This is a genomic window from Xanthomonas sp. WHRI 8393, from assembly GCF_040203315.1.
Classification (GTDB): Bacteria; Pseudomonadota; Gammaproteobacteria; order Xanthomonadales; family Xanthomonadaceae; genus Xanthomonas; species Xanthomonas arboricola.
On the sequence record NZ_JBEGGL010000005.1, the window covers coordinates 59,781 to 77,791 of the forward strand.

Annotated in this window: 14 protein-coding genes and 1 pseudogene; 8 read left to right on the forward strand and 7 right to left on the reverse strand. The window is 66.4% G+C overall.

What is annotated here, in order from left to right; translation table 11 throughout:
- Positions 1–51 precede the first annotated feature (51 nt).
- From ABQ137_RS16375 to ABQ137_RS16395, 5 genes and pseudogenes are all read right to left on the reverse strand, one after another.
- Entirely contained in the window at positions 52–570 is a 519-nt protein-coding gene (locus tag ABQ137_RS16375) for a hypothetical protein (RefSeq protein WP_349783189.1), read from the reverse strand.
- Entirely contained in the window at positions 570–1,055 is a 486-nt protein-coding gene (gene ybeY, locus ABQ137_RS16380) for an rRNA maturation RNase YbeY (RefSeq protein WP_102581541.1), read from the reverse strand. The genes ABQ137_RS16375 and ybeY overlap by 1 nt, the downstream gene beginning before the upstream one ends.
- Positions 1,056–1,296: 241 nt before the next feature.
- The gene (locus ABQ137_RS16385) at positions 1,297–2,286 is read right to left on the reverse strand and encodes a PhoH family protein (protein WP_184456130.1); all 990 of its coding nucleotides are present in this window, start codon (positions 2,284–2,286) and stop codon (positions 1,297–1,299) included.
- A gap of 756 nt (positions 2,287–3,042) precedes the next feature.
- Positions 3,043–4,497: a tRNA (N6-isopentenyl adenosine(37)-C2)-methylthiotransferase MiaB gene (gene miaB / locus ABQ137_RS16390; protein ID WP_026064129.1), complete on the reverse strand. Its 1,455-nt coding sequence runs from the start codon at positions 4,495–4,497 to the stop codon at positions 3,043–3,045.
- Positions 4,498–4,535: 38 nt separating this feature from the next.
- Positions 4,536–5,124, reverse strand: a pseudogene (locus tag ABQ137_RS16395) (glutathione S-transferase family protein).
- A gap of 156 nt (positions 5,125–5,280) precedes the next feature.
- Here ABQ137_RS16395 and ABQ137_RS16400 point away from each other — a divergent pair.
- From ABQ137_RS16400 to ABQ137_RS16430, 7 genes are all read left to right on the forward strand, one after another.
- Positions 5,281–6,249 (forward strand): helix-turn-helix transcriptional regulator, encoded by a 969-nt coding sequence (locus tag ABQ137_RS16400; RefSeq protein WP_349783190.1) that lies wholly within the window; start codon positions 5,281–5,283, stop codon positions 6,247–6,249.
- Positions 6,250–6,298: 49 nt separating this feature from the next.
- Positions 6,299–7,285, forward strand: a complete 987-nt coding sequence (locus ABQ137_RS16405; protein WP_349783191.1) for a lytic transglycosylase domain-containing protein — start codon at positions 6,299–6,301, stop codon at positions 7,283–7,285.
- Between the two features lie 376 nt (positions 7,286–7,661).
- Positions 7,662–8,306 (forward strand): ubiquinol-cytochrome c reductase iron-sulfur subunit, encoded by a 645-nt coding sequence (gene petA, locus ABQ137_RS16410; RefSeq protein WP_026064126.1) that lies wholly within the window; start codon positions 7,662–7,664, stop codon positions 8,304–8,306.
- Positions 8,306–9,565, forward strand: coding sequence for a cytochrome b (locus ABQ137_RS16415; protein ID WP_024939276.1), 1,260 nt, complete (start codon positions 8,306–8,308; stop codon positions 9,563–9,565). Before petA ends, ABQ137_RS16415 begins: the two co-directional genes overlap by 1 nt.
- Positions 9,558–10,316, forward strand: a complete 759-nt coding sequence (locus tag ABQ137_RS16420; protein ID WP_349783192.1) for a cytochrome c1 — start codon at positions 9,558–9,560, stop codon at positions 10,314–10,316. Before ABQ137_RS16415 ends, ABQ137_RS16420 begins: the two co-directional genes overlap by 8 nt.
- Positions 10,317–10,702: 386 nt before the next feature.
- Entirely contained in the window at positions 10,703–11,338 is a 636-nt protein-coding gene (locus tag ABQ137_RS16425) for a glutathione S-transferase N-terminal domain-containing protein (protein ID WP_024939278.1), read from the forward strand.
- A gap of 78 nt (positions 11,339–11,416) precedes the next feature.
- Positions 11,417–11,857 carry a ClpXP protease specificity-enhancing factor gene (locus tag ABQ137_RS16430; RefSeq protein WP_104554192.1) on the forward strand — a complete coding sequence of 147 codons (441 nt, stop codon included), beginning with the start codon at positions 11,417–11,419 and terminating at the stop codon, positions 11,855–11,857.
- Between the two features lie 207 nt (positions 11,858–12,064).
- Here the strand turns inward: ABQ137_RS16430 and ABQ137_RS16435 are convergent, their stop codons facing one another.
- Positions 12,065–12,445, reverse strand: a complete 381-nt coding sequence (locus ABQ137_RS16435; RefSeq protein WP_039516191.1) for a DUF3301 domain-containing protein — start codon at positions 12,443–12,445, stop codon at positions 12,065–12,067.
- A 366-nt stretch (positions 12,446–12,811) separates the two neighbouring features.
- Between ABQ137_RS16435 and ABQ137_RS16440 the strand changes: the two genes are divergently transcribed.
- A complete protein-coding gene (locus ABQ137_RS16440) occupies positions 12,812–17,206 on the forward strand; it encodes a DEAD/DEAH box helicase (RefSeq protein ID WP_349783193.1) in 4,395 nt (1,464 codons plus the stop codon).
- On the opposite strand, the gene ABQ137_RS16445 is transcribed toward ABQ137_RS16440, so the two are convergent.
- Complete coding sequence (locus ABQ137_RS16445; protein ID WP_349783194.1) at positions 17,146–17,766, reverse strand: DNA-3-methyladenine glycosylase; 621 nt, start codon at positions 17,764–17,766, stop codon at positions 17,146–17,148. The two genes, ABQ137_RS16440 and ABQ137_RS16445, sit on opposite strands and share 61 nt — an antisense overlap.
- Positions 17,767–18,011 lie beyond the last annotated feature (245 nt).

Genomic DNA, 18,011 nt, shown 5'->3' on the forward strand with positions numbered 1-18,011 from the left:
AACAGGAAGCCGCTAAGGCGCTGTGGACGGGGCCGGGGTGGGCGCTGCGCGTCAGGGCAGGTCCAGGCTGTAGCCGCAGCCGACCACGGTCTTGCCCGGATGCGACTTCACGTTGGAGACGCTGAGCACGATCGATTCGATCATCGCCTCGCCGGTCTTGGGGTTGGTGGTGTCTTCGCTGACCAGCTCACGGCCATACATGACCTTGTCGGCGTTATCCACGCCCAGTTCCAGGTTCAGCTGTTTGGCCAGCGGGCGCGGGTCGGGCAGGTCCAGCAGCGCCATGACGCTGGCCCCGGAGAACGCGATGTGGGTGGTGCTGTGGCCGAACACGCTGATCGGCGTGTTGAGCGTGTACTCGGTCATGAACAGGTTGGCCTGGTCCAGCGGCGTCCAGCCCAGCGCCACCGCCTTGAGCGGGTCGGCCAGCACCGGTGCCAGCGCGTTGAAGTCGCCAATGCGCTGGCGGCATTCGATCAGGGCCGGCAGGTCGGGGCGTGCCGGCGCGGCCTGCGCCCAGGCGCTGGAGCAGGCCAGCAACAGCGACGCGGCGGCGAGGCAGGCCCGCATCAGCTTTCTCCCGCGTACGGGTCGTCGATGCCGAGATCTGCCAGGATCTCGCGTTCGAGTTGCTCCATCGCATCGGCTTCCTTGTCGTCTTCGTGGTCCCAGCCGAGCAGATGCAGCGTGCCGTGCACGGTCAGATGGGCGTAATGCGCGGCCAGCGACTTGCCTTGTTCGGCCGCCTCGCGCGCCACCACCGGCGCGCAGATCACCAGATCGCCGAGCAGCGGCATCTTGACACCCTTGGGCAGGCCTTCGGGTAAATCGGCCGGGAAGCTCAGCACATTGGTGGCGTAATCCTTGCCCCGGTAATGATGGTTGAGCGAGCAGCCTTCCTTCTCGTCGACAATCCGCACCGCCAGGTCGGCCTCGCGGATGCGTCCCTTCAGCGCAGCGGCCACCCACTTGCGAAAACTCACCGCCGACGGCAGACCGGCGCGCGGCAGCGCATAACTGACAGCGACGTCGAGGCGGACAGGTCCACGGGTCATGGCGAGAGTTTCCTGGGCAGAGGGTCAGCGCGTGCAGGTGATCAGCAGTAGCAACGCAGGCCCGTGGGCCACGCGGTAGCTCGAACTGCCGATCGGGCCCCGCCCGCAGCCGCGATTGTAATCCCGCACCCGCAAGCTTGAAACGAATCCTGGCTGGTCATGCAGCCAGACCGCACGCGATCGGGATGCCCGGCGACGGCGACGACTGCGTCTGTCAGCACCAGGCTGACAGGGCGCGAACTCACTCAGGCTGTTGCTTGGCGGCAGCGTCCTGCTGATCGCGCTTTTCATAGGCCGTGACGATGCGCTGCACCAGCGGGTGGCGCACCACGTCGCGCGCTTCGAAGAAGGTGAAGCTGGCGCCGTCCACCTCGCGCAGCACTTCGATTGCGTCGCGCAGGCCGGACTTGACGTGTTTGGGCAGGTCGATCTGGGTCAGGTCGCCGGTGACCACCGCGGTGGAGCCGAAGCCCAGCCGGGTCAGGAACATCTTCATCTGCTCGATGGTGGTGTTCTGTGCCTCGTCCAGGATCACGTAGGCATCGTTGAGCGTGCGGCCGCGCATATAGGCCAGCGGCGCGATCTCGATGACGTTCTTTTCCAGCAGCTTGACCACTTTTTCCACGCCCAGCATTTCGTAGAGCGCGTCGTAGAGCGGGCGCAGGTACGGATCCACCTTCTGGCTGAGATCGCCGGGCAGGAAGCCCAGCTTCTCGCCGGCTTCCACCGCCGGGCGCACCAGGATCAGGCGCTGTACGCGCGACTCGTTCAAGGCTTCCACTGCGCTGGCCACCGCCAGGAAGGTCTTGCCGGTACCGGCCGGGCCAATACCGAAATTGATGTCGTGCGTGGCGATCGCGTGCAGGTACTTGGCCTGGTTGGCGCCGCGGCCACGCACGGTGCCGCGTTTGACCTTGATCGCCACGTCCTGGGCCACGTAGGAACGATCGACCACCTGCTCGACGTTGGCATCGTTCAGGCGCAGGTGGATGGCGTGGTTGTCGAAGGTGGTGGAGGTGGCTTCCTCGTACAAGGCGGTTAGCAGCGTCTGTGCGGCGGTGATCGCCGGCTCCGGGCCGGTGACACGGAAGATGTTGCCGCGGTTGGCGATCTCCACGCCGAGCTTGAGTTCGATCTGGCGCAGGTGCGCGTCGAACGGGCCGGCCAGGTTGGCCAGGCGCTCGGTGTCGTCGGGTTCCAGGGTGAAGTCGCGATGTGCAGGTGAGTTCATGGTCGGATCGGACCGCGCACGCATGCGCTGGTCGGTTGGGCGGCAGACGAGGGTAGCGCGCAGCGTGTGATCCCACCAACACGCAAGGCCACTGCAAGCGCATGGTCTGGCCGATCCCCGGCGGTGCGCGCGGGTTTTCCACAATCGCTGTGGAGTCACGTATCACTAACCTGTGGATAAAAATCGTGGCGCCTACTCGCACAAGGTGCGGCAGGGGCATGGTGAAAAAATCACCACTGCGATGGCGGTTGTCCACAAGCGGTGTGGATCGAATTCGGCAAAGCCTGTGGGTAAGTGCTCGCACTCCTTATGCCGCAAGGCGTTGCAGACAAGTGGTGAATTTTTGATCACTTACCTTGCGTGCCGTGTGACCAGGGACGTCGGTGTTGTTGTTGTGCGCGATCACGACCATGCCTGGCGTATGCGAGCAGTGCGCGCCGTTGTTGACCTAGACCGACCACGGCTTAGTAGCGCGCAGATGCTGGAGCGCCGATCGGCGAATGCAGTGCGGCAAGCAACCAGCTGCGTGCTTGCCGACGATCGAGGTGCGAGGCACGACGCGCGTGACCTCAACGCAATTGCCAGCGTGTTACACGCACGCAGCTACGCAAAGCAACGCAACAACGATGGCAGGCAGACGCAGCATCGCGTAGCCGGTCGCAGCACTACGAAAGTAGTGACCAACCAACGCGCACCTTCCAGTCAGCAAGACGCGATGCATGCCGTGGCGCCACGCGCCCCGGCACCTATTCGGTATCAGCTTTCGCTGTCGTCCACCTGGATAAGACCGCGCAGCGAATTGCTCATCGCCTCGGTGATCAGGACATCGACGAACTGCCCGATCAGGCGCGGATTGCCGGGGAAATTCACCGGACGCATGTTCTCGCTCTTGCCGGTCAATTCATTCGGATCGCGCCGCGACGGGCCTTCCACTAGCACCCGTTGCACGCTGCCGACCATGGACTGCGAAATGCGTGTGGCGTGCGCGTTGATCTGCGCCTGCAAACGCGCAAGCCGCGCCTGCTTGACGGCTTCCGGGGTGTCGTCCTGCAGGTCCGAGGCCGGCGTGCCGGGACGCCGCGAATAGACGAACGAGAAACTCTGGTCGAAGCCCACGTCCTCGATCAGCTTCATGGTCTTTTCGAAATCCGCTTCGGTCTCGCCGGGGAAACCGACGATGAAGTCCGAGCTGATCGAGATATCCGGACGCACCGCGCGCAGCTTGCGGATCTTGGACTTGAATTCCAGCGCGGTGTAGCCACGCTTCATCGCCGACAGGATGCGGTCGCTGCCGGCCTGCACCGGCAGATGCAGATAATTGGCCAGCTGCGGCACATCGCGGTACGCATCCACCAGCGAGTCGGAAAATTCCAGCGGGTGCGAAGTGGTGAAACGGATACGGCCGATGCCCTCGATCTGCGCGATGGTGCGGATCAACAGGCCCAGATCCGCGTATTGCGCCGCGTCGCCGGCATCGGCGCCGTACGCACCGCGATACGCGTTGACGTTCTGGCCGAGCAGATTGATCTCGCGCACGCCTTGTGCGGCCAGCTGCGCCACCTCCACCAGCACGTCCTCGAACGGCCGGCTGACTTCTTCGCCACGGGTGTAGGGCACCACGCAGAACGAGCAGTACTTGGAGCAGCCTTCCATGATCGACACGAACGCCGACGGACCCTCGGCGCGCGGCTCAGGCAGGCGATCGAACTTCTCGATTTCCGGAAAGCTGATGTCCACCTGCGACTTGCCCGATTCGCGCCGCGCGCGTATCAGCTCCGGCAGGCGATGCAGGGTCTGCGGGCCGAACACCAGATCCACATAGGGCGCGCGCTTGACGATGGCCTCGCCTTCCTGCGAGGCCACGCAGCCGCCCACGCCGATGATCACCGGCTTGCCGCCTGCCTTCAGCGCCTTCCAGCGGCCCAGCTGGCTGAACACCTTTTCCTGCGCCTTCTCGCGGATGGAGCAGGTGTTGACCAGCACCACGTCGGCGTCTTCGGGGTTGTCGGTCAGCTCCAGGCCTTCGGAGGCGGCGAGCACGTCGGCCATCTTGGCCGAGTCGTACTCGTTCATCTGGCACCCGTGGGTCTTGATGTAGAGCTTGCCGCGCACCACGGCAGGCGCCGACGGGCGGGCCACCGGCAGCGGCAACAGGGCGGGTGCGTCCACGGCGGTGGCCGCGGACAGGTCGGAAACGGATGTCCCGGGCATGGCGCTTATTCCAGGCGGGTAGAAGATAGCCGCACAGTTTACCCGCTTGCGCCGGGCCCGTCCGCTTGGTCAGGCCTTGGCGTTGATGGCCTCGGCACGCGCGAACGCCGGCCGGTCGGCCATGCGGGCGATGTAGGCGCGGGTGCTGGCAGGCGGGTCGATCAGGCCGAAATCGACCATCCAGCCCAGCGCGCCGCCCCACAGCACATCGGCCGCGCTGCAGCGCTGGCCCAGGAGATAGTCACCCTTGGCCAGTTGCGCATCGATTACCTGCAGCACCGTGGCGCAGTCGGCGTAGGGCGAGATCGAGCGCGGCGGCGCATCGCGCTTCATTGCGCGGTCGATGATCGCCGGCTCGAACGCCGAGCCGTAGAAGGCCAGCCAGCGCAGGTAGGCGCCGCGATCGGCATCGCCCGGCGCCGGCGACAGCCCGGCTTCCGGATACAGCTCGGCCAGATACTGGTAGATCGCGCCCTGTTCGGTGACCACGCTGTCGCCATGCCGGATCGCCGGAATCTTGCCCATGGGGTTGATCGCCAGGTACGCGGGCGCGAGTTGCTCGCCTTTTTCCAGGTTGACGATCTGCAGGTCGTAACTGGCGCCGAGCTCTTCCAGCAGCACCAGCACGCCGCGCGAACGCGAGCGGGGATTGTGGAACAGGGTGATGTGGCGCTGGTCGGACATTGCGGTTTCCTTGGTGGATGCGGAAGGCATAGAGAACGAGGTGCCAGGCAATCCTACGCAGCTATTGCGGACAGTTTCTGTCCGCAATACGGTAACGCGATGGCCTCGACCGCTGCCCGCTTGTTGCGTCTGCTTGCGCTGCTGCAGGGCGGCCGCAGTTGGTCGGGCGTGGCGCTGGCCGAGCGGCTGGAACTGCATCCGCGCAGCGTGCGGCGCGCGATCGAGCGCCTGCGCGAGCTGGGTTACCCGGTGCATGCCGTGCCCGGCGCCGGTGGCGGCTATCGGCTGGGGCAGGGTGCAGCCGCCCTGCCGCTGTTGTTCGAAGAAGACGAGGCGCTGACGGTGGCGATCGCGCTGCGTGCAGCGGCCCCGGCGATACGCGGCATGGATGCGGCGGCGGCGCGGGTGCTGCGCAAGCTCGATCCGCTGTTGCCGCGGCGCAGCGGCCAGCGTGCCAGTGCGGCGCACGCGGCCACCGCCAGCCTGCCGGTCACCGGGGAGGCGGGTGCCCTGGTGGATGCGGCGCTGCTGGCGCAACTGGCCAGCGCCTGCCGCGACCGGGTCACGCTGCGGCTGGACTATCGCCGCCACTCCGGTGCCCCGATTACGCGTTGCGTCGAGCCAGCCCTGCTGGTGAATTACGGGCGGCGCTGGTATCTGCTGGCCTGGGACTGCGAGCGCCAGGACTGGCGCACCTTGCGCGCCGACCGCATCGACCGGGCCAACATGACCGGCGCGCAATTCGCCGCTCGCGCACTGCCGGAAGAACCACTGCAACTCCTGCGCAAGGCGATCGGCGAGTCGCCATTCCCGTGCCGGGCCCGGGTACGCCTGCACGGCACGCTGGAGGCACTGGCAGCGCGTATCCCGCCCTGGCTGGGCGCGCTGGAAGCCGACGGGCCGGCGCATTGCTGGCTGGGCCTGGGCGCGCCGAGCATGCCGGCGCTGGCGGCCAACCTGCTGCTGCTCGACCTGCCGTTCGATGCGATCTGCCCGGATGCCGTGCGCTTGCCGCTGGGCGAGGCGCTGAACGCGTTGCAGACGCGGCTGGAGCCACTGCCCGGATAACCGCGGCGGCCACTTGGCAAGCCCCGGCCAAGCTGGGACACTCCGCCGCATGAAGGGGATGTCAAGATTGCTGGGGCTGTTACTCGTCACGTTGCCGGCAGCGCCGGTCTGCGCGGGCACCTTGTACAAGTGTGTCAGCGGCGACGGAATCACCAGCTACCTGAGCAAGCGCCAGAGTGGCGCGACCTGCAGCGTCATCAGCAGCTACACCCCCGAGCGATCCGCGCGCCGCGCGCCGCCGTCCATGGCTCGCCCGGCGCAGGGCGTGGCCGCCGGCCCGGAGCGCGCCAGCACCTCGATCGACAGCGGCGCGCCAGCCACCATCATCAGTCAGCCGGTTGGCCAGGCGCCACGCCGTGCTGCCGAGGTCGCCTCGGCGGTGACGCCGCGCGCGCTGCCGGTGTCGGAAACTTCGGTCATGCAGGCGCCCGCCACCGCGGTCAATCCGCGCCGGGTGGTCAGCGGGCAGGTCTATTCGTATATGAAGGACGGCGTGCGTCACTACACCAGTGCGCGCCCGCGTCAGGTCGCCAGCATCGAAGGCCTGCGCACCATCCATTACAGCTTCATCGAAACCTGTTACGCCTGCGCCGCCAAGCCCGGCGTCAATTTCGGTGCGATCCGGCTCAACACCAATGCCTATCAGCAGGAAATCACCGCAGCCGCGCGCGAGTTCGGGGTCGAGGAAGCGATCGTGCGCGCGATCATCCATGCCGAGTCGGCCTACAACCCGCTGGCACTGAGTCGGGCCGGCGCGCAGGGGCTGATGCAGTTGATGCCCGGCACCGCGCGCCGCTTCGGCGTCAGCGATGCCTATGATGCAACGCAAAATATTCGCGGTGGCGTGCAATATCTTTCGTGGTTGCTGAAGCGCTTCAATGGCGATCTCACGCTCGCCGCTGCCGGCTACAACGCAGGCGAGGGCGCGGTGGATCGCTATGGCGGCGTGCCGCCTTACAGCGAGACCCAGCGCTACGTCCAACGCGTCGGCGTGCTGGCCGGACGCTATCGTGGGCAGACCACGGCGGCCAACTGAGCCGTGTGCTTTGCATGCATCTGCGCGCGCTGCGGCCTGCTTTGACAGTCGCGCGCCGAAACGGACGTCATGCGGCCACCAGGCCGCGCAGGCCGCCGTTGCACCGGCGCGATAGTGCAGCCAACGCGCAGCATGTCTGCAACTGGCGCGGTCTTTTTTGTCAGCACTGGGTCACAGCTGTCCGCCTTGCGCAGGGCTGGCGCGTGATGCGGTCGACGCATGCCTGCATCCAGTGTTTGCACTGCGCCGGTTCGACTGCGTACATTGCGTTGTCTGTGCATTAAGCGTTCCGCTACACTGCGGTCGATTCATCGCGGCTGGACCCCCCGCCAGCCGTTGGCAGCCTCACGCTACCTAATCAAGATCGGAGAGCCGGATGGCCAACGATGGGGTTAACGCACCTGCTGATATCGGGCGTCGTCGGTTCTTGACCGCGACAACGGCCGTGGTCGGTGCGGTCGGAGCAGGATTTGTCGCAGTTCCGTTCGTGAAGTCGTGGAATCCCAGCGCACGCGCCAAGTTGGCCGGTGCCCCGGTGACCGCCGACATCAGCGCCTTGCAGGAAGGGCAACGGCTGGTTCTGGAATGGCGCGGTCAGCCCATCTGGATCGTCAAGCGCTCCAAGGCGATGCTCGACGCACTGCCATCGCTGGATGACCGGCTCAAGGATCCCAAGTCCGAGAACAAGGACCAGCAGCCCGACTACGTGCTGAAGAACCCCGAGTACCGCTCGATCAAGTCCGACATCTCGGTGCTGGTCGGGTTGTGCACGCATCTGGGCTGCTCGCCGGAAATGGTCGCCGAGATCCGCCCCGAGCCCTACGACCCGCAGTGGAAGGGCGGCTACTTCTGCCCCTGCCACAAGTCGCGCTTCGACATGTCCGGCCGCGTCTTCGACGGCGTGCCGGCACCGATCAATCTGCTGGTGCCCCCACACCACTACGTGGACGACAACACCTTGGTGATCGGCGTCGATCCCGACGGTGCCGGTACGTCGGCCAACAGCACGGGGGCTGCCTGATGAGCAATATCCTGGTCCGTACCGCCAACGGTGTGTTCGATTGGGTCAACGAACGCGCGCCCGGGCTGATGCCCATGTACCGCAAGCACGTCAGCGAGTACTACGCGCCGAAGAACTTCAACCTCTGGTACTACTTCGGCTCGCTGGCCATCGTGGTGCTGGTCAACCAGATCGTCACCGGCATCTTCCTGACGATGCACTACAAGACCAGCGCGGCCGATGCGTTCGCCTCGATCGAATACATCATGCGCGACGTGGAGTGGGGCTGGCTGATCCGCTACATGCACAGCACCGGGGCCTCGCTATTCTTCATCGTGGTGTATCTGCACATGTTCCGTGGGCTGATGTACGGCAGCTACCAGAAGCCGCGCGAGCTGGTGTGGATTCTCGGCATGCTGATCTACCTGGTGCTGATGGCCGAAGCCTTCATGGGCTACGTGCTGCCGTGGGGGCAGATGTCGTTCTGGGGCGCGAAGGTGATCATCTCGCTGTTCGGCGCCATCCCGGTGATCGGCAACGGGCTGACCGAATGGATCATGGGCGATTATCTGCCTGGCGATGCCACGCTCAACCGCTTCTTCGCGCTGCACGTGATCGCACTGCCGCTGGTGCTGTTGCTGCTGATCGTGCTGCACATCGGCGCGCTGCACGAAGTGGGCTCCAACAATCCCGATGGCGTGGAGATCAAGAAGGGACCCAAGGGCAACCGCTGGGACGCGCACAAGCCGGCCGACGGCATCCCGTTCCATCCGTACTACACGGTCAAGGATCTGGTCGGGGTCGGCTTTTTGCTGCTGATTGCGGCCTTCATCATCTTCTTCGCGCCGGCGTTCGGCGGTTTGTTCCTGGAGCACGACAACTTCACCGAGGCCAATCGCCTGGTGACCCCGGAGCACATCAAGCCGGTCTGGTACTACACGCCGTACTACGCGATGTTGCGGGTGGTCCCCAACAAGCTCGGCGGCGTGCTGGTGATGTTCTCGGCGATCGCGATCCTGTTCCTGGTGCCATGGCTGGATCGGGCCAAGGTGCGCTCGATCCGCTACCGCGGCTGGATCTCCAAGGTCGCGCTCGGCGTGCTGGTGGTGTGCTTCGTGTGGCTGGGCGTGATCGGCTCCGGTCCTGGCACCGACGCACACGAAACCTATGTCGGGCGCGTGCTGACCTTCCTGTACTTCGCCTTCTTCATCACCATGCCGGTGTGGACGCGGCTGGACAAGACCAAGCCGGTGCCGGAGCGGGTGACCACCCATGACTAATTCCAACGTGAGGTCATGGAGGTCGCGCGTGGTCGCCCTGTTGTGCGGGCTGACCCTGGCCGCAGGGGCGCTGGCAGCCGAAGGCGGAAAGGTGCAGCAGGCCGGCAACGACTTGAGCGACCGAGCCTCGCTGCAGCGTGGTGCGCAGTTGTTCATGAACTACTGCTCCGGCTGCCACTCGCTGAAGTACCTGCGCTATTCGCGCATGGCCAGCGATCTGGGACTGAGCGAAGAAGAGGTCATGACCAACCTCAACTTCACCGGCGCCAAGATCGGCGAACACATCGAAGGCACCATGCCGCACGATGCGGCCACCAAGTGGTTCGGCAAGGCGCCGCCGGATCTGACCTTGATCGCCCGCGTGCGTGGCACCGACTGGGTCTATACCTATCTCAAGTCGTTCTACCTGGATCAGACCCGCCCCCTGGGCTGGAACAACCAGCTGTTTCCGAATGCCTCCATGCCCAACCCGTTGTGGGAGCTGCAGGGCCTGCAGCAGGCGCAGTTCGGCCCGCCCGACAAGGCGACCGGCGACAAGCCGGTGCAGGCGCTCAAACTCGGTCAGCCAGGGCGACAGACGCCGGTCGAGTTTGATCAGACCGTGCGCGATATCGCCAACTTCCTCGAATACGCCGGCGAACCGGCGGCCTTGAAGCGGCAGAGCATGGGCGTGTGGGTGATCCTGTTCCTGGCCTTGCTCACCTTCATGGCCTACCTGCTGAAGAAGGAATACTGGAAGGACGTGCACTGATCGGTCTGCAGGCCGGTCATCGGCTGCAGAGCGCATCGGCCATGCATGCGCAAACCATGCAACGGCTGCAGTACAACCACCGCTGAGCCCCTCTCCCCGCAGGAGAGGGGTGCGGTGAGGGTCAGCAAGCAATCACTGCTTCGGTTGACGACAAATCGCCTCTGCCGCATCCGATGTCGTGCACCGGCAGTCGCCCCGTTGCGACACGCGCACGTGACCGGAAGCTGCATCTCGGCGCAACAAGCGGCCTGTCCGGGCATTAATCGGCCCTATCACTCTTGGCTTTTGCGTGACGTGATTGCACACTCGAAGGACCGTGGTGACGGTCGGCGTTGGGCCGGCCGCGCCGATGCGGCCGGCGGATTCCGGTCGTCGGAGAGCCTTGAATGGCGACGAGTGTGCGTATGCGGAATACCTTGACTTTGTTTTCGTCCAACGACGACGTGTTGTGCCACCGGGTCCGTCTGGTCCTGGCGGCGAAAGGGGTGACCTACGACCTGGTGCCGGTCGACCCGCAAAATCCCCCGGAAGATCTAATCGATCTCAATCCCTACCATTCGGTCCCGACCCTGGTCGAACGCGACCTGGTGCTGTACGCGGCATCGGTGGTCAGCGAATACCTGGACGAGCGCTACCCGCATCCGCCGTTGATGCCGGTCGATCCGCTCTCGCGCGCACGTCTGCGTCTGGCGATGCTGCGGATCGAGCACGACTGGGTGCCGCAGGTGCAGGCCATCCAGCTCGGCAACAAGACCCAGGCCGAGGCCGGCCGCAAGCGCCTGAAGGAACTGCTCACCGCCTCGGTGCCGCTGTTCAAGGCCAGCAAGTTCTTCCTCAATCCGGAAATGAGTCTGGCCGATTGCGCGATGGCGCCGATCATCTGGCGACTGGACGCGTTGGAGATCGGTCTGCCCAAGGACGGCAAGGCGATCGAAGACTACGGCAACCGGATCTTCCGCAATCCCGGCTTCATCCGCAGCCTGACCGATCAGGAAAAGAAACTGCGCGACCTGCCGGGCTGATGCGACGGCTGTATGCCAACAGACCGACGCCCCAACGCGCAGCCGCCGCTGCGGGCCGTGTGCGGGTAAAATGACGTCATGAGCGAAGATTTCCCCCGCATGACCAGCCATCGCCCGTACCTGCTGCGGGCCTTGGTCGAATGGATCAACGACAACGGCATGACCCCGCACGTGCTGGTGGACGCCGGGCTGCCCGGTGTGCAGGTGCCTGCCAGTGCCGTCAAGGACGGCCGCGTGGTGCTGAACATCGCCGAGCGCGCCGTGGTCGGGCTGCAGGTCGACAACGAAAGCGTGCAGTTCACCGCGCGCTTTGGCGGCGTCAGTTATCCGGTGATGGTGCCGATGGCCGCGGTCCTGGCGGTGTATGCACGCGAGACCGGGCAAGGCATGGCCTTGCCGGACGATATCCCCGGCACCAGTACCGAGCCACCGGATCCGGGTACACCGCCGCCAAGCGCACCCACGCCGGACGAGCCGCCGAGCGCGGGCAAGCGTCCGCATCTGCGCGTGGTCAAGTAACTGCACGCACGGACGCGCATCGCGCGTTCGTGCGTTGTTGCGCCATGTACGCGTGCGACTTGCATCGCTCGCGCATTTTTCCACCAGAACACGCCGTTGCATGTGTGCATCGACGTTGCGGATAGGCGGCAGCGACGCGGATCTTCGGTCGTACGGCGCCGTCTGCAGGCCAGGTGCGTGCAGACGCATACATCGACCCAATCGCGGTCAGTTCAGGCGCTGATGGTCCGGGCTCAACGGCGTCACCGTGGCCACCTGCGGTCCGGTGAAGGCGATCAATTGGTCGCCGCGCAGCACTAGGCGGCCGCTATGACGGTCGATGCCATCGTAGGAATACTCGAACCGAAACGTCCGCTCGAAGCCCAGCCAGCCATTGGGCTTGCGGCAGATGCGGATATTGGTGGAATGCACGCTCTGGTCCAGCCATTGCACATCGGCCGCGCGGCAGGCATTGCGGCCGAGGATGTCGGCACGTTCGGCCGCCGCACGCGAGGAGTTCCAGAACGCGTACAGCGCGGCGCCGGCAATCATGAAGAGGATAAGGCTGGGCATGGCGTCAATGTGCCATGGCCTGCGCCCGATCGACAATCATCGCGCCGGGCCGCAGCGTTGCGTTGATGGCTGGTGGCTGGCGACCCGATGCGCCGGCCGGCATCCGCCGCTTGTGCAGGCATCCCTTTCGCTGCACCAGCAACGGCTGTCGTCACGTCGCGCGAGTGCTCGGCATCGCGCGCGGTAGAACTGGAGTTGACGGGAAGGTTGCAGCAGGTCGAATCGGTGCAGCGGACGCGCCAATTTGGCCGCTGCGCAGTCAGGCCGACAGCCGCTTTAACCATTCACCGCCATTCCCGGGCTCGGCTTGTGTCGGGCGCAGCGCAACCCCATCCATTGGACTTCGCCCCGTTGAATCCACACGCCGCGTCTGGCCTGGCATCGCGGCCTGCGGCATTGCCTATGCATCCTGTCCTGCAGCAGTTCCATCCTGTCGTGGCTGCGTGGTTCGCGCAGACCTTCGCTGCGCCCACGCCGGCGCAGATTGCCGCGTGGCCGGCGATCCAGGCCGGACGCCACACGCTGGTGGCCGCGCCGACCGGCTCGGGCAAGACGCTGACCGCGTTCTTCGCGGCCATCGACGCGTTGATCCGCGATGGCCTGGCCAATGGCGGCGCGCTGCCGGACGAAACCCGCGTGGTTTACGTCTCACCGCTGAAGGCGTTGTCCAACGACATCCACCTCAATCTGGAAGCGCCGTTACAGGGCATCCGCACGGCGCTGGTCACGAGCGGTCTGCCGGATGTCGCGGTGCGCACGGCAGTGCGTACCGGCGACACCCCGCAACGCGAGCGCGCACAGGCGCGCCGCACGCCGCCGCATATCCTGGTGACCACGCCCGAGTCGCTGTATGTGCTGTTGGGCTCGGCCTCCGGGCGCAATGCGTTGCGGCATGTGCGCACCGTCATCGTCGATGAGATCCATGCGGTGGCGGCGGACAAACGCGGCAGTCATCTGGCGCTGACCCTGGAGCGATTGCAGCGGCTGGCCGAGCGCCCGATCACCCGCGTCGGGCTGTCGGCCACGCAGAAGCCGATCGAGACCGTGGCGCAGTTCTTGGTCGGGGCGGGCGATGCCGGCCGGCCGCCGCAGTGCGAGATCGTCGATATCGGCTACACCCGCAGGCGCGATCTGGCCCTGGCCTTGCCGCCGACGCCGCTGAGCGTGGTGATGTCCAACGATCAGTGGCTGCAGGTGTATGCCGATGTCGCCACGCTCGCGCAGCAGCATCGCACCACACTGGTGTTCGTCAACACGCGGCGCATGGCCGAGCGCGCTGCGCGCCATCTTGGCGATCTGCTCGGCAAGCAGCGCGTCGCCGCGCACCACGGGAGCCTGTCGCGCGAAACGCGTCTGCTGGCGGAGCAGCGGCTCAAGGCCGGCGACCTCACCGTGCTGGTGGCCACCGCATCGCTGGAACTCGGCCTGGATATCGGCGATGTGGACCTGGTCTGCCAGCTCGGTTCGCCGCGCTCGATCGCCACCTTCCTGCAGCGTGCCGGACGCTCCGGGCATGCGGTTGGCGGCACGCCGAAGGCGCGCCTGTTTCCGCAGACCCGCGACGAACTGGTGGAATGCGCCGCGCTGCTGGACAGCGTGCGCCGCGGTGAGCTGGACGCCTTGCGCATTCCGCTGGCGCCGATCGATGTGCTTGCACAACAGATCGTGGCCGAGGCCGCGTGCGAGGACTGGGACGAAGATGCGCTGTTCGCCTTGGTGCGCCGCGCCTGGCCGTTCGCGCAGTTGAGCCGCGCGCGCTTCGATGACGTGGTGCGCATGCTGTGCGACGGCTTCAGCACACGGCTCGGGCCGCGTGCAGGCTACCTGCATCGCGATGCGGTGCATCGGCGCCTGCATGCGCGCCGCGGCGCACGCATGACTGCGCTGACCTCCGGCGGCACCATTCCAGAAACCGGCGACTACAGCGTGGTGCTGGAGCCGCAGGCCGAAAAGATCGGCACGGTGAACGAGGATTTCGCGGTCGAAAGTCTTACCGGCGACGTGTTCCAGCTCGGCAATGCCAGCTACCGCATCCTGCGTGTGGATGCCGGGCGCGTACGTGTTGAAGACGCCCAGGGCGCGCCACCGAATATCCCGTTCTGGCTGGGCGAGGCGCCCGGCCGCAGCGACGAATTGTCGGCGGCGGTGTCACGTCTGCGTGGCGAGATTGCGCTGCGGCTGGATAGCCTGCCACATCAGGCCGCCTGCGACTGGCTGCACACCGTGCTGGATCTCTCGGTGGAAGCGGCACGCCAGCTGGTCGACTATCTCGCCCATGCCTGCACCGCGCTGGGCGCGATGCCCACCCAGCAGTGCCTGGTGATGGAGCGCTTCTTCGATGCCAGCGGCGGCACCCAGCTGGTGATCCACTCGCCGTACGGCAGCCGCATCAATCGTGCCTGGGGGCTGGCGTTGCGCAAGCGCTTCTGCCGCACCTTCAACTTCGAACTGCAGGCCGCCGCGACCGAGGATGCGATCGTGTTGTCGCTGTCCACCAGTCATAGTTTTGCCCTGGAGGAGGTGGCGCGCTACCTGCATTCGTCATCGGCCGAGCATGTGTTGATCCAGGCCTTGCTGGATGCGCCGCTGTTCGGCGTGCGCTGGCGCTGGAATGCGACCAATGCGATGGCGCTGCCGCGCTTTGCCGGTGGCAACAAGGTCGCGCCGCAACTGCAACGGATGAAGTCGGAAGATCTGCTGGCGACGGTGTTCCCCGATCAGGTCGCCTGCGCGGAGAATCTGGTCGGCGAGCGCGAGGTGCCGGATCATCCGTTGGTGGCGCAGACACTGGAAGACTGCCTGCATCAGTCCATGGACAGCGAGGGCTGGTTGCAGGTGCTGCGCGGGCTGGAGTCGGGGGCGATCACGTTGGTCGCGCGCGATCTGGCGGCACCGTCGCCGCTGGCGGCCGAAGCCTTGAATGCGCGTCCGTACGCATTCCTGGACGATGCACCGCTGGAAGAACGCCGCACCCAGGCCGTGCAAAGCCGTCGCTACACCCCGCAGAGCAGCGACGACCTGGGGCAGCTCGATCCCGAGGCGATCGCCTCGGTGCGCGAACAGGCCTGGCCGCAGCCGCGCGATGGCGAAGAAATGCACGAAGCGTTGGTCGGGCTGGGCGTGCTTCCGGTCGATGAAGCGGGCGATGCGCACTGGCAGGCCTGGCTGGCTGCACTCGCAGGCGATGGGCGTGCCAGCTGTCTTGCGTTCGATGGTGTGCCCGCGCTGTGGATCAGTGCCGAGCGCATCGACTGGTTTGCGCCACTGTATGCGCATGCATCCGCACAGCCGCCGCTACAGGCGCCGGCAGATTGCCGCGTTGCCGACTGGCAGCGCGACTGGGCCGTGCGCGAGCTGCTGCGCGGTCGTCTGTCTGCGGTCGGCCCGGCGCAGGTGTCGGCCCTGGCCGGCGCCTTGCGTTTGCCCGAGTCCGAGATCGTGCTTGCCCTGGCCGCCCTGCAGCGCGAGGGCTATGTCATGGCCGGCCATTTCAACGCGCAGGCGCAGGCGGAAGAATGGTGCGAACGCCATCTGCTGGCGCGCATCCATCGCTATACCCTGGGACGGTTGCGCCGCGAGATCGAGCCGGTGGCGCAACGCGATTACGCGCGGTTCCTGTTCGAGTGGCAGCACCTCGACAGTGCCAGCCGGGTGGCGGGGCCGGACGCATTGGCCGGCGTGGTCGGGCAGCTGGAAGGCTTCGAGGCACCTGCAGTGCTGTGGGAGAGCGAGCTGCTGCCGGCACGCGTGCGCGACTATCAACCGGCCTGGCTGGACGAACTGTGCACCGCCGGGCGCACCGTGTGGGCGCGGCTGCGGCCCGGTGGTGGCCGCAGCGGTGCCGCGTTGCGCAGCACGCCGATCGTGTTGCTGCCGCGTCGCGAGGCGCAGCGCTGGAGCGGCCTGGCACGCGATGCCGACGACGCGCCGCTGGGATCGCGCGCGCAGCGGGTGGCGGAGGTGCTGCAGCAGCAGGGCGCCTTGTTCTTCGACGAGATTGCCGATGCGGCCCGCCTGATGAGCACCGAGCTGGAAGATGCCCTGAGCGAACTGGTGATGCGCGGGCGTGCGCATTGCGACAGCTATGCTGGGCTGCGCGCGCTGCTGGTGCCGGCCTCCAAGCGGCCCTCGGCGCTGTCGCGCCACCGACGCCGCGCCAGCGCGCTGGGCATTCGCGATGCCGGCCGCTGGGCGCCGGTACGCGCGCTGCCGGAGCTGCCGCTGGCCGAAGCCGGCGAGCGCCACCAGGACATGCTCGAACATGTGGCGCATACCTTGTTGCGGCGCTACGGCGTGGTCTGCTGGCGGCTGCTGGAGCGCGAGGCGGCGTGGCTGCCGCCGTGGCGCGAGTTGCTGCGCATGTATCAGCGGCTGGAGGCGCGTGGCGAGATCCGTGGCGGGCGTTTCATCGCCGGGCTGTCCGGCGAGCAGTTCGCGTTGCCGGATGCGATCGCGGCGCTGCGCCGCGTGCGTGCACAGGCCTTGCCGCAGCAGTGGGTATGCGTCAGTGCGAGCGACTCGAGCAATCTGTTGGGCAGCGTCCTGCCGGGCGAGCGCGTGGCGCGCGTGCCGGGCAACCGTGTGGCGTATCTCGATGGCCTGCCGATGGCGGTGTGGGCGGCAGATAGCTTCCAGCCGCTGCAGGACCTGAGCGACGAACAGGCCGAGCAGGCCTTGCGCCTGCTGCAGCGTGGGCCGGGCGCCGCCGAGCAGACGCCGATGGAGCAATGGCTGGCTCAGTCGCCCGGCAGCACCGCGCGTGCGCCGGTCGCGCGCGGCAGCGGACGCGACAGATAGGGGTTGTCCGCGACCACCCAGCGCCACGGCGCATCCACCGCCTTGCGGATGCCGATGCGCGGCGTCGCCAGCGCTGCGGAGGGCGGCGGCAGGCCGTCGTCCTCGATCCACAGGCGTGCGCCTGCGTCGGTCAAATCCAGCCCGTTGTCTGTCGCGCTCACCGCGAATGCCTGGGCCAGGCGACCGGGACCGGTGGTCAAGGTCTTGAGTGGAGCAGCGTTGCGCGCGGCCTGCATGGTGGCGATCCCGGCCAGCGGTTCGAGCGCGCGGATCAGCACCGCATGCCCGGGCGCACCGCCGCACACCGCGTTGATTGCCCAGTGCATGCCGTAGATGAAATACACATACAGATGCCCCGGTGCGCCGAACATCACCTGCGTGCGCGGGGTCATGCCGCGAAACGAATGCGCGGCCGGATCTTCGCTGCCGCAATACGCCTCGACCTCGGTGATGCGTCCGCGGCGTCCGTCCGCGCTGACCAATACCTTGTTGAGCAAGCGCGGCGCGACCTGGCGGGCATCGTGCGCATAGAAGCTGCGTGGAAGTGCTTGTGAGGACATGCGCCAAGCCTAACCGCGCAGTCGTGATGTCCCAGCGGACTGTTCCGGACACAGCAGAAACCAGGGGTAGGAATTTTCCGAACGCGGGCCGTACGAGCGCGTGACCGGTCACAAAAGCGCATATCCGACGGTGTGAATACGCGGTTAAGTGCCGTTTGCGTCTCAAGCGCGTTTTGGCCTCGCCGATAGCCATTAGCGATTGGTTAGACAAGCCGCACACAGTGAGCGGCACCCGCACCAGGCCA

Coding starts and splice junctions, on each gene's coding strand:
- ABQ137_RS16405 (WP_349783191.1), top strand. CDS start 6,299: ATGAAGGGGATGTCAAGATTGCTGGGGCTGTTACTCGTCACGTTGCCG.
- ABQ137_RS16440 (WP_349783193.1), top strand. CDS start 12,812: ATGCATCCTGTCCTGCAGCAGTTCCATCCTGTCGTGGCTGCGTGGTTC.
- ABQ137_RS16400 (WP_349783190.1), top strand. CDS start 5,281: ATGGCCTCGACCGCTGCCCGCTTGTTGCGTCTGCTTGCGCTGCTGCAG.
- ABQ137_RS16415 (WP_024939276.1), top strand. CDS start 8,306: ATGAGCAATATCCTGGTCCGTACCGCCAACGGTGTGTTCGATTGGGTC.
- ABQ137_RS16420 (WP_349783192.1), top strand. CDS start 9,558: ATGACTAATTCCAACGTGAGGTCATGGAGGTCGCGCGTGGTCGCCCTG.
- ABQ137_RS16385 (WP_184456130.1), bottom strand. CDS start 2,286: ATGAACTCACCTGCACATCGCGACTTCACCCTGGAACCCGACGACACC.
- ABQ137_RS16425 (WP_024939278.1), top strand. CDS start 10,703: ATGGCGACGAGTGTGCGTATGCGGAATACCTTGACTTTGTTTTCGTCC.
- ybeY (WP_102581541.1), bottom strand. CDS start 1,055: ATGACCCGTGGACCTGTCCGCCTCGACGTCGCTGTCAGTTATGCGCTG.
- petA (WP_026064126.1), top strand. CDS start 7,662: ATGGCCAACGATGGGGTTAACGCACCTGCTGATATCGGGCGTCGTCGG.
- miaB (WP_026064129.1), bottom strand. CDS start 4,497: ATGCCCGGGACATCCGTTTCCGACCTGTCCGCGGCCACCGCCGTGGAC.
- ABQ137_RS16375 (WP_349783189.1), bottom strand. CDS start 570: ATGCGGGCCTGCCTCGCCGCCGCGTCGCTGTTGCTGGCCTGCTCCAGC.
- ABQ137_RS16430 (WP_104554192.1), top strand. CDS start 11,417: ATGAGCGAAGATTTCCCCCGCATGACCAGCCATCGCCCGTACCTGCTG.
- ABQ137_RS16445 (WP_349783194.1), bottom strand. CDS start 17,766: ATGTCCTCACAAGCACTTCCACGCAGCTTCTATGCGCACGATGCCCGC.